This window comes from Rubricella aquisinus, assembly GCF_014199445.1.
GTDB classification, from domain to species: Bacteria; Pseudomonadota; Alphaproteobacteria; order Rhodobacterales; family Rhodobacteraceae; genus Rubricella; species Rubricella aquisinus.
In genome coordinates this window covers 147,873-159,038 of sequence record NZ_JACIJS010000006.1, presented here as the reverse complement: position 1 = coordinate 159,038, position 11,166 = coordinate 147,873, and the positions used below count along the sequence as shown (strand labels likewise).

The window sequence follows — 11,166 nt, the reverse complement described above, 5'->3', positions numbered from 1 at the left end:
CTTGTCAGGGGCCAGCGTGCTGGCTACACGGGGGCGCAAGAATGATGGACAGCAAAAGGAAGCGCACCCGATGAATATTCTGATCCTCGGTGGCGGTGGGCGCGAACATGCGCTGGCATGGGCAATCTCGCAAAATCCGGTCTGTGACGAGTTGTTCGCGGCCCCCGGAAATGCGGGCATGGCGGAGGTCGCGCAATGCATCGCGCTTGATCCCTGCGACGCGGCGGATGTGGTTGCCTTTTGCGATGCGGAGTCGATTGATCTGGTGGTGATCGGCCCGGAGGCCCCCTTGGCCGCGGGCGTGTCGGATCGGCTGCGGGAAGCAGGCATCCTCACCTTTGGTCCCAGTCAGGCGGCCGCCCAACTCGAAGTGTCCAAAACCTTCACCAAGGAGGTGTGCGACGCCGCCAACGTCCCGACCGCCGCATGGGCGCATTTCGATGCGTTGGAGCCTGCGAAAGCCTATGTGACCGAGAAGGGCGCGCCCATCGTGGTAAAAGCCGACGGGCTTGCCGCCGGAAAGGGTGTGACGGTCGCCATGAATGTGGACGAGGCCCACGCGGCCCTTGAGGACATGTTCGGTGGTGCCTACGGCGCCGCTGGGGCCGAAGTCGTCATCGAAGAGTTCATGACCGGGGAGGAGGCCTCCCTCTTTGTTCTCACCGATGGGGAGGCGATTTTGCCACTTGCCTCCGCTCAGGATCACAAGCGCGCCTATGATGGCGATCAGGGGCCGAACACGGGCGGTATGGGCGCCTATTCACCTGCCCCCGTGATGACCGATGCGGTGATGAGCCGTGCGATCGAGGAGATCATCGCCCCGACCCTTGCCGAATTGCGCCGCCGCGGGACCCCCTATCAGGGTGTGCTCTATGCGGGCCTGATGATCGAGAATGGCCGGGGGCGTCTGGTCGAATACAATGCCCGCTTTGGCGATCCGGAAGCGCAAGTGCTGGCCATGCGGCTCGGCGCGCAATTTCTGGATGCGATCATAGCGGTGGCGCGGGGCGAAGTGGCCGATATGCGCCTCAACTGGGCGCCGGATCACGCGATCACGGTGGTCATGGCCGCAAAGGGCTACCCGGGCAGCTACGCGAAAGGTGCGCCCATCGGCGGATTGGCAGCACTTGAAGGGGACCCGATGGTCAAGGTGTTTCACGCCGGAACCGCCACGCACGATGGCCAAATCGTCAGCAATGGCGGGCGGGTGCTGAACGTGACGGCACGGGGGAACACCCTGGCGGAGGCGCGAACGCGCGCCTACGCGGCGGTCGGTCAGATCAACTGGGATGGTGCGATGTTCCGCACCGATATCGGCTGGCGCGCTTTGTGAGAACCGTGCGCCTCCGGCGGGGTATATTTGAAGAAAGTGAATTGGACTTGGGGTTGTCAGAGCAGCCCCCGCGATTCGGCCGTGGGTCAAGGTCCGAGGAACGAGCGGCCTTGACGCGCGGGCGAATCGTGACACCCATAATTGAGAGGGTGATTTGAGGAACAGTCCTGTTCCTCAAACACCTCAGCGCAATCTTGAACCGGCGCGCAGCGCCGGCCCGGCCAAACGGGAGGACGGAGCGCAAGCGACGGAACGACGGGCGGGAGCGCTGCCCCGAAGCGTTTGTTTCTCGCCGTCACCCCACGACGGCATGTGAAGGCACTACGCGCGAGCCTCCAACGCCTCGCTCAGGACAGCCTTGACCGTCTCCAGATCGGCGTTCCGGCTCACAAACGCCTCCCCGATACCATGGGCGAGGATGAAGGTGATCCGGCCATCCTGCACTTTCTTGTCCTGCGCCATCAGCCGCATCAGCCCTTCTGCGTCCGGCAGATCGCCCGGAATATCGGCGAGCCGTGTTTTCAGGCCCATCTGCGCGAAATGGGCCGCGATGCGGCTCGGCTCTTCCTGCGCGCAAAGCCCCGACCGGGCTGAGACGTCAAAAGCCAGCAGGCACCCGATTGCGACCCCCTCCCCGTGGAGCAGACGATCCGAATACCCGGTTGCTGCCTCCAGCGCATGACAAAACGTGTGACCCAGATTGAGAAGGGCGCGGTCCCCGCGTTCTTCTTCGTCGCGCGCCACGATTTCTGCTTTCATCTCGCAGGATCGGCGCACCGCATAGGCCAGCGCCGCAGGCTCGCGCGCCAGCAAGGCCGGACCGTTCTGCTCCAACCACGCAAAAAACCCCGCATCCCCCAACAGCCCGTATTTCACGACCTCCCCATAGCCCGCGCGAAAGTCGCGATCCGTCAGGCTGTCAAGGAGCGCCGTATCGGCCAAGACCAATCGCGGCTGATGAAACGCGCCAATCAGGTTCTTGCCGAAATGTGAGTTGATCCCGGTTTTGCCGCCGACCGAACTGTCCACCTGAGACAAGAGCGTCGTGGGGATTTGCACCACGCCCACACCACGGCGCAATATGGCCGCTGCGAACCCAGCGAGATCGCCGATCACGCCGCCTCCGAGCGCGATCACCAGATCATCCCGCTCGATCTTCTGGGAAAGCAGCCAATCCACCGTACGGGTCAGGTTTTTCCAGTCTTTCGTGCCCTCTCCCGGCTCCAGCACCAGTGCCGAGACGGTAAAGCCCGCCTCCTCCAGCACCCGCAAAAGCCCGCCAAGGCGCAGATCAGCCACTCGGCGTTCCGTCACGATGGCAACGCGAGCGCGCGCGCCCATGTCCTTGAGGATGCGCCCCGTGTCCCGGATCACATCGCGCCCGATCAGGATGTCATAGCTGCGCGAGCCGAGCGAAACGGTCAGCCGTTCGGGTGGGATGGGGGTCATGGGTCGTCCTTCAGGTCTGACTGTCTGGCACGGGGCGAAAGGTCCGCGCCTCTTGGGGCAGTGTTTCATCACGGGTCCGCAGGGCCGCGAGGATCGCGTGCACGACCGCCTCATGGGGTTGGCCGGGTTCCGACATCACCGTGACATCGGCAAGCGCATAGGTGGGATAGCGCGTATCCGCAAGCGCCTGCAACGTCCCGCGCGGATCAGGCGTGCGCAACAAAGGGCGCGTGTCCTTTTGCCGGACCCGGTCCCAAAGTGTGTCGACCTCCGCATTGATCCAGACGGTCACACCTGCCTGCCCCATGAGCGCGCGGCTTTCCTCCGCCATGAAGGCACCGCCGCCAGTGGCAAGCACGCAGGGGCCTTCAGCCATCAGGCGCGCGATCACGCGGCGTTCGCCCGCGCGAAACTCCTCTTCGCCATATTTCTCGAAAAACTCGGGGATGCTGAGGCCCGCGGCCTCTTCGATCTCCTGATCGGAATCCATGAATGGGACATCCAGCGTCATTGCCAGCCGCCGCCCGACGCTGGATTTGCCCGCTCCCATCAAGCCGACAAGCACGAGGGGGCGGCATAATTCCGCCTGATCCGGTGCGTCGCTCTTGTGTCTGGGATGCACGAGGTTACCTCTCATATCGAAGGGACCGGATCGCTGGACCGGATGGCAGGTGCAGTGTTACCATGCTGCCAATGAAAGGCAACGTGGCACAACACGCGGCAGATATGAGGCAACAGGGTGCGCAATGCACCCATTGGGTACAGGTAAGGCGGGGCAGAAATGGCGCGGGCGCTATTCTATTTGGCAATTTTGGTGGTTCTGGCAGGGCTTGGTATCATCGGCTATGCGCTGATGTCGGATCTGAGTGTCGAGGCAGAGCCTGTCAGCGTCCCGGTGGAGCTTGATGTTGGCGCCTAGGCTTACTGCGATTCTCGGGCTGGTGGCGGTCATCGCCGGGCCCGCATCAGGGCAGGAAGTGCCCCGCTCCGCGATCAGCTGGATCCCGCTTGAACGGGATGCGAATGCGGCGGAGGCCCCGACCGGCCCGACCGTGCAGCGCAGCACCATCACATCCGAACCCTTGATCGGCACCCGCCGGGATGCGGTGGGGCTGGTGCCTGCCCGTGCGCTTGGCCTGCCGCCCGATATCTGGGGCATCTCCAGCGCCTTGCGCATCTCCCGCATGCTCGACGAATTGAACGAGAACGGCGTGCCGGCGACGCGCGGCCTTTTGCACCGGCTCCTTCTAGTTGAAGCGATCCCGCCGCGCGGATCGGGCCGCCGCGCCATCGTGCTCAACGCCCGGATCGACGCGCTGATGCGCATGGGCGCCGTCGATGAGGCCGAAGCGCTCGGCCAGCGGGCCGGGCCGCCCGATGACAGGTTGTTCGAGCGGCTTTTTGACATTGCGCTCCTGACAGGGCGCGCGGATGCGGCCTGCAAGATGCTGGCAGCCGACGCCACCCTTTCCGATGATCTTTCGACCCGCGTATTCTGTGCCGCGCGCAGCGGGCAATGGGACACGGCGGCGATGACCCTCGGCCTTGGTGAGGCGTTGGGTGCCATCGCGCCATTGCGGGCCGATCATTTGCGCATGTTCCTTGACCCTGACCTGTTTGAGGACGACACGGACCTCGATTTGCCCGAGCCGATGACCGCACTTGATTTCGCCCTGCGAGAGGCCGCCGGGCAGTCGCGCCCGCGTGCCGATCTGCCGCCCGCGTTCCTCTATCGCGACATCCATGGCCGCGCTCCCGTGCGCGACCGCGCCCTTGCCGCAGAGCGGCTGAGCCGCGAGGGGGACTTCCCCTATCCGATCCTGTTTGCGGCCTATCGCGCGCGCACGCCTGCTGCTTCCGGCAGTGTGTGGGACCGGATGGCGCATGTGCAGACCCTCGATGCGGTCCTTGGCCAAGGCGAGGCGACGGAGGATATCCTGCCCGCGCTCCGCTATGCCTATGACGCCCTGGCGGAAGTGGATCTGACCATGCCGCTTGCGCTGGAATATGGGGCGGCCCTGTCCCGCCTCATCCCACCGGCGGAGGGCGACCTGACCGTTGCGAAAGTGTTGATGCTTGCCGCGCAACCCGCGCCCGCGCGCGATTGGCTGCCCGATGAGGCACCCTATCCACATCATGTGGCCTTGCTGATCGCGGAAGGGTCGGACGCATATGACACGCTGCCGCCCGCGCCGGCCCTGCCGGGGGATGCCGACAGGCTGGCCACCGCTGCCCTTGAAGCCTTCGCCCTCCCCATGGAGGGGCAATCGCTCGACCCGCAGGAGGCGCGGCTGGAGGACTTGTTGCGGATCAACCGAAATGGCGAGGCGGTGCTGAGCGCGCTTGATCTGCTTGGCGCGGGGGTGGAGGTCGATCCGGGCGATCTGCGCGCAGCACTGCGCACCCTGCGCGGGCTGGGGCTGGAGGAGGACGCGCGCCGCATCGCGGTGCAGACCATCCTTCTGCGCCTGCCATGAGCGGCGATCTGATCAAGGCCTTTCTGACGGCACTTCACGCGGAACGGGACGCGGCACCCAACACACTTGCCGCCTATCGCCGGGATCTGGATGATTTCACCGGCTATCTGGCCGCGCGCAAGGTCGCCCCGCTCAAGGCCGCGCGCACCGATCTTGAGGGATATATCGCGGGGCTGGAGGCCGAAGGGCTGGCCACCGCGACCCGCGCGCGCAGGTTGAGCGCGGTGCGGCAGTTCTTTCGGTTTCTTCATTCGGAAGGCTGGCGCGATGATGACCCGGCCCAGCGCCTGCAAGGCCCGCGCAAGAGCCGCCCCCTGCCCCGCACACTGGATATGGAGGAGGTCGACCGGCTGATGGATGCCGCGCGCAACACGGGCCGCAGCCCGGCGGACCGCGCGCGCAACACCTGCCTGATGGAGGTGCTCTATGCCACTGGCCTGCGGGTGACGGAGCTGGTGTCGCTGCCGCTTGGCGCCACCAGCGCCCGGCCTGAAATGATCCTCGTGCGCGGCAAGGGTGGGAAAGACCGGCTGGTGCCGCTCTCAGACCCGGCGCGCGCTGCGATCAACGCATGGCTGCCCCATCGCAAGACCCTGAAACACGCGAAAACACCCCCGGGCGCGCGGTTTCTGTTTCCCGGTGGCGGCAGCGCGGGGCATATCACGCGCGTGCGGTTTTTCGGGGTGTTGAAGGATATCGCGGTCACCGCCGGAATATCGCCTGAGAAAGTGTCCCCGCATGTGCTACGCCACGCGTTTGCCACGCACCTGTTGGCCCATGGCGCGGATTTGCGCACCATTCAGGTGCTGCTTGGCCATGCGGACATCTCCACGACCGAGATTTACACCCATATCGTCGATGAGCGCCTCAAATCCCTCGTTTTGGAGCATCATCCGCTGGCAAAACCCTGACGCAGCCCTTGCCCCGATGGCCCCCCGCCCCCATAACTCTGTCATCACGCACCCTGTTCTTTGTTGGAGAGCCCAATGGACGGCGAAGCCGCCCCGTTTTTGAACATCGCCCTTGGCGAATGGATAACCATCCTCACGATTTTGGTTCTGTTGTGCCTGTCGGCCTTCTTTTCCGGCTCTGAGACGGCACTGACCGCCGCAAATAAGGCCAAGCTGCACGGCCGCGCGGAAAAAGGCGGCGTTGGGGCGGGCCGTGCGCTGCGTCTCAAGGAGGATGACGAGCGGCTGATCGGCGGCATCTTGTTGGGCAACAATCTCGCCAATATCTCCGCCACGGCCCTCGCGACCGCGCTTTTCACGACCCTTTTGGGCGAGAATGGCGTGGCCACCGCGACGCTTGTGATGACGGCACTTGTGCTCGTGTTCGCGGAAGTGCTGCCCAAAACCTACGCCATCGCCAATTCGGAGCGGACGGCGGAAATGGTCTCCCTGCCCATTTCGCTGGTTGTGCGGCTGCTGGCGCCGGTGGTGAACATCGTGCGCGCGATCGTGCGGCTGACTTTGCGTATCTTTGGCGTGCGTACCGATGCCGACGCGCGGATTATGGCGCATGAGGAGATCGCGGATGCAATCGCACTCCATCATTCCGAAGGCGGCGTGGAAAAGGATGATCGCGACCGCCTGCTTGCTGCCCTCGATCTGCGCCAGCGCACGGTGGAGGAGGTGATGATGCACCGCTCCAATATCGAGATGATCGACGTGGATGCCCCGCCAGAGGAGATTTTGACCTTCTGCCTGCGCTCCCGCTACACCCGCATCCCCCTCTTTAAGGGAGAGACCGAAAACATCATCGGCGTGATCCACGCAAAGGATCTGCTGCGCGCGGTCGACACCCTGATCCGGGGCACCGAAGGTGGGCTTGCGAAACTTTCCACTTTGGACGTGACCGATATCGCGATGGAGCCGTGGTTTGTGCCGGACACTACGACCCTCGACGATCAGATGCGCGCATTTCTCAAGCGCAATACCCATTTCGCGCTGGTGGTGGATGAATATGGCGCGCTTCAGGGCCTTGTTACCCTTGAGGACATCCTTGAAGAGATCGTGGGCGACATTGCGGACGAACATGATGATGAAGTTGAGGGTGTCGAGGAGCAACCCGACGGCTCTGTTCTCGTGGATGGCGCGATGACCATCCGCGACATCAACCGCGCCTGCGACTGGTCGCTCCCCGATGAGGAGGCAAACACCATCGCGGGCCTCGTGATCCATGAGGCGCAGACCATCCCGACCCGGGGACAGGTGTTCAGCTTCCATGGCTTCCGGTTTGAAATCGTGACCAAGGATCGCAACCGTCTCACCCGGATCAAACTGCGCAAACTCTGATGCCAAAACCCATCGCCCCCGCCCCCCTATCGGGCGGGCGCATGACATGGCAGCATACCCAAAGACCGGGTCCGTTCTCACAGTCCCAAACCCAATTCACTTTCTTCAAATATGCCCCGCCGGAGGCATCGCACCGTCAGGTGCGCCCCCTTCCCTGTCAGCCATGACGCCCAAGGGTCGGCGCGGGCCATCAATCGGGGGTACAGAACAGCCCCTTAACCGCAAACTATCAGGCCCGCATCCGCACGTGGGTCGGATCGTAAAGCGGGGTTAGGCTTGGCGTGGCCGGCACCCGCTCCCCTGCGATCTCTATCTCATAGCGTGACGCCAGCACCTGCACGGCTGTCTCTCCCGCGCAGGGCACATATCCCATCGCGATGCCAGCGCCGAGCGTGTGGCCATAATTGCCGGAGGTGACGATGCCCACGCGCGCGCCGTCCCGCAAAATCCCCTCATTATGAAACACCATCGCCGCAGGATCGGAGAGTTGGAATTGCACGAGGCGGCGGGCCAGTCCCCCCTCCTTTTTGCGCAGCACCGCGTCACGCCCAATAAATGACCCCTTATCTGGCTTCACGGCAAAGCCCAGCCCCGCTTCCAGCACATGATCCTCATCGGTGATGTCATGGCCGAAATGCCGAAATCACTTCTCGATCCGGCAACTGTCGAGCGCATGAAGACCACAGAGTTTCAGGCCGAATTCCGCCCCCGCCTGCAACAGGGTCTCAAACACATGCACGGATTGATCGGCGCTGACATAAAGCTCCCACCCCAATTCGCCCACATAAGACACACGATGCGCACGGGCGAGGCCCATACCGACCTCAATTTCCCGAGCGGTGCCAAAGGGATGCGCGCTGTTGCCGAAATCATCTGGGCTGACCGCCTGCATCAAATCGCGCGCGCGTGGCCCCATCACCGCAAAGGTGGCTTCTGCCGCCGTCATGTCCGTCACGACGACGAACCGCTCGCCAATATGCCGCCGCAACCATGCCAGATCCCGCTGAACCGTGGCTGCGGGCACCACCAGCAAAAACGCCGTCTCTGTCAGGCGGGTCACCGTCAGGTCGCACTCTATGCCGCCGCGCGCGTTGAGCATCTGCGTGTAGACGAGCCGCCCGGCAGGCACATCCACATCATTGCCGCACATCATCTGCAAGAACGCGCTGGCATCCCGCCCCTCGACCCGGATCTTGCCAAAGGAGGACAGATCGAAGAGGCCCACCTGTTCGCGCACGGCCAGATGTTCGGCGCGCTGATTCTCAAACCAGTTTTGCCCTTTCCAGTCATAGCGGTATTCCCGGTCCTGACCGTCCTTGGCAAACCAGTTCGCACGCTCCCATCCTGCGGTCTCACCAAACACCGCGCCGCGCGCGCTGAGCAGCGCATGGACCGGGGAGCGGCGTACACCGCGCGCCGTTTCGGGCTGACGGTAGGGGTAATGATCGGCGTAGAGCAGGCCAAGCGTCTCGCTCACCCGCTCTTTCAGATAGCGGCGGTTGCGCTGGAAGGGCTGGGCGCGGCGAATATCCACGTCCCAGAGATCAAAGGGCGGCTCCCCGTCATGGATCCATTGCGCGAGCGCCATACCGGCCCCGCCGGAGGACACGATCCCGATCGAATTATACCCAGCCGCAACCCAATAGCCGCGCAGATCAGGCGCTTCGCCCAGATAATAGCGGTCATCGGGCGTGAAACTTTCCGGCCCGTTGAAAAAGGTATGAATACCTGCCGACTCAAACAGCGGCATCCGGCGCATCGCGCGTTCCAGGATGGGTTCGAAATGCGCGAAATCTTCCGGCAGGCTGTCAAATTCGAAATCCTCGGGAATGCCGCCCATGCCCCATGGTTTTGCCTTAGGTTCAAACGCGCCAAGGAGCATCTTGCCCGCGTCTTCCTTGAAATAGGCGTGTTCATCCGGCACGCGCAGCACCGGGAGCTGGCTCAGGCCCGCGACGGGTTCAGTCACCAGATAGAAATGCTCACACGCATGGAGCGGCAGCGTCACGCCCGATTGTGCGGCCAGATCGCGGCCCCACATGCCGCCGCAATTGATCACCACATCGGTGGCGATATGGCCCGATCCCTCAGAGCTTTCCCAATGAACGCCCGTGACCGCCTGCCCATTATCGTCAACAGCCGTGACCTTGATCCCTTCCAGGATGCGCGCACCCCGCATCCGCGCACCTTTGGCGAGGGCCATCGCGATATTGGCCGGATCGCATTGGCCGTCATGGGGCAGATAAACGCCGCCGATCACGTCGCGCGTCATCACATGGGGATGGAGCGATTTGACCTCCGAAGGGCCGATCACCTCTGCCTCCACCCCGAAGCTATGGGCGAGCGTGGCCTGACGGCGGACCTCCTCCCAGCGATGTGCCGTCAATGCCACGGTCATCGACCCGTTTTGCCGCATCCCCGTGGCGATGCCGGTCTCATCCTCCAGCTTGGTGTAGAGGTCGGCGGAGTATTTCGCGAGCCGGGTCATATTCTGATTGGCGCGCAGCTGCCCGATCAGGCCCGCCGCGTGCCATGTGGTGCCGGAGGTCAGCCGCTTGCGCTCCAGCAGGACAATATCGGTCCAACCGAGTTTCGACAAGTGATACGCAACCGAACAGCCCGAAACCCCACCCCCGATGATCACAGCGCGCGCATGGGAGGGAGGGGTCATGGTCAGGCTCCAAATCGGGATTTCAGTTCCGCGATATGGGCCGGACCCACCTCGCAACAGCCACCAATGATCGACGCGCCAAGGGCGATCCAATCCGCAGCATGATCGGCATAGGCGGCTGGCGTCAGATCGGTCCGTGCGGACAGCGCATCCACCGTCGCTTGGGTATCGAGGAACGCCTCGTCAATCCGGGTGAACCCGTTGGCATAAGCGCCAAGCGGCACGCTCGCCCCCGACAATCGGGCCACGCCCTGCGTCACGGCCTCTGGACGGGTGCAGTTGATCAGGAGGGCCGCTGGCCCCATGGCCTCAACCAATGGCAAGATCGCCTCCACCGGCTCACCGGAGCGCAGGCGCGTGCCATCCGCATCCCCGACCGACACGGACAGCCACACGGGCTTTCCGGCGGGCAGCAGCCCCGTCAGCGCCCCCTCTGCCTCCAACACCGACGACGCCGTCTCGATGAGGAATACATCGACATAGTCAGCCTGAATCGCCGCGACCTCCCCGAAAAGATACGCCGCCTCAGCCACCGGCAGCGCCAGATCAGGGCGGTAGGAGCCTTTCAGCGGGCCAACCCCGCCCGCAATCAGGCCCGAGCCATGCGCATCACGCACGCGCACCGCGATTTCGCAGGCGGCACGCTGCAAATCCTCAAACCGCCCTTCGATCCCAGCAGGGGCGAGCCGGTCGCGGTGGACGGCATAGGTGTTGGTCGTGGCGATCTGCGCACCAGCGGCAAAGAAATCGGCGTGCACCTCCGCCACCAGATCGGGCGCGTGCAACAGCGCCTCCGTTGCCCAAAGCGGCGTGGGAGCTGCGCTGCTGCGGCGGACAAGCTCCTGCCCCATCCCACCATCAAGGAGAGTAATGCTCACGCGCGTATCCTTTCATCGTCATCTGCATCGTCTCGTGGTGCGCGATGCGACGTCTAGCCGG

8 protein-coding genes and 1 pseudogene are annotated in these 11,166 nt (G+C 63.9%); 5 read left to right on the top strand and 4 right to left on the bottom strand.

Features of this window, described 5'->3' with window-relative positions:
• Nucleotides 1-70 precede the first annotated feature (70 nt).
• On the top strand, nt 71-1,333 hold the full coding sequence (purD, locus tag FHS89_RS11015; protein WP_184011574.1) for a phosphoribosylamine--glycine ligase: 1,263 nt from the start codon (nt 71-73) through the stop codon (nt 1,331-1,333).
• 321 nt (nt 1,334-1,654) lie between these two features.
• On the opposite strand, the gene aroB is transcribed toward purD, so the two are convergent.
• Both aroB and FHS89_RS11005 read right to left on the bottom strand, forming a co-directional pair.
• Entirely contained in the window at nt 1,655-2,782 is a 1,128-nt protein-coding gene (gene aroB, locus FHS89_RS11010; RefSeq protein ID WP_184011573.1) for a 3-dehydroquinate synthase, read from the bottom strand.
• Nucleotides 2,783-2,792: 10 nt separating this feature from the next.
• Nucleotides 2,793-3,419 carry a shikimate kinase gene (locus FHS89_RS11005; RefSeq protein WP_184011572.1) on the bottom strand — a complete coding sequence of 209 codons (627 nt, stop codon included), beginning with the start codon at nt 3,417-3,419 and terminating at the stop codon, nt 2,793-2,795.
• 144 nt (nt 3,420-3,563) lie between these two features.
• Between FHS89_RS11005 and FHS89_RS11000 the strand changes: the two genes are divergently transcribed.
• The 4 genes from FHS89_RS11000 to FHS89_RS10985 all read left to right on the top strand — a co-directional run bounded on the left by FHS89_RS11000 (nt 3,564) and on the right by FHS89_RS10985 (nt 7,556).
• A complete protein-coding gene (locus FHS89_RS11000; RefSeq protein ID WP_184011571.1) occupies nt 3,564-3,701 on the top strand; it encodes a hypothetical protein in 138 nt (45 codons plus the stop codon).
• On the top strand, nt 3,691-5,259 hold the full coding sequence (locus tag FHS89_RS10995) for a hypothetical protein (RefSeq protein ID WP_184011570.1): 1,569 nt from the start codon (nt 3,691-3,693) through the stop codon (nt 5,257-5,259). The genes FHS89_RS11000 and FHS89_RS10995 overlap by 11 nt, the downstream gene beginning before the upstream one ends.
• On the top strand, nt 5,256-6,170 hold the full coding sequence (locus tag FHS89_RS10990) for a site-specific tyrosine recombinase XerD (protein ID WP_184011568.1): 915 nt from the start codon (nt 5,256-5,258) through the stop codon (nt 6,168-6,170). Before FHS89_RS10995 ends, FHS89_RS10990 begins: the two co-directional genes overlap by 4 nt.
• A gap of 75 nt (nt 6,171-6,245) precedes the next feature.
• Nucleotides 6,246-7,556, top strand: coding sequence for an HlyC/CorC family transporter (locus FHS89_RS10985; RefSeq protein ID WP_184011566.1), 1,311 nt, complete (start codon nt 6,246-6,248; stop codon nt 7,554-7,556).
• Between the two features lie 229 nt (nt 7,557-7,785).
• Here the strand turns inward: FHS89_RS10985 and FHS89_RS10980 are convergent.
• Together FHS89_RS10980 and FHS89_RS10975 are read right to left on the bottom strand one after the other, a co-directional pair.
• Nucleotides 7,786-10,227, bottom strand: a pseudogene (locus tag FHS89_RS10980) (GcvT family protein).
• A gap of 2 nt (nt 10,228-10,229) precedes the next feature.
• Nucleotides 10,230-11,105 carry a homocysteine S-methyltransferase family protein gene (locus tag FHS89_RS10975; RefSeq protein ID WP_343051439.1) on the bottom strand — a complete coding sequence of 292 codons (876 nt, stop codon included), beginning with the start codon at nt 11,103-11,105 and terminating at the stop codon, nt 10,230-10,232.
• Nucleotides 11,106-11,166 lie beyond the last annotated feature (61 nt).

Coding starts and splice junctions, on each gene's coding strand:
- aroB (WP_184011573.1), bottom strand. CDS start 2,782: ATGACCCCCATCCCACCCGAACGGCTGACCGTTTCGCTCGGCTCGCGC.
- FHS89_RS10985 (WP_184011566.1), top strand. CDS start 6,246: ATGGACGGCGAAGCCGCCCCGTTTTTGAACATCGCCCTTGGCGAATGG.
- purD (WP_184011574.1), top strand. CDS start 71: ATGAATATTCTGATCCTCGGTGGCGGTGGGCGCGAACATGCGCTGGCA.
- FHS89_RS11005 (WP_184011572.1), bottom strand. CDS start 3,419: ATGAGAGGTAACCTCGTGCATCCCAGACACAAGAGCGACGCACCGGAT.
- FHS89_RS11000 (WP_184011571.1), top strand. CDS start 3,564: ATGGCGCGGGCGCTATTCTATTTGGCAATTTTGGTGGTTCTGGCAGGG.
- FHS89_RS10990 (WP_184011568.1), top strand. CDS start 5,256: ATGAGCGGCGATCTGATCAAGGCCTTTCTGACGGCACTTCACGCGGAA.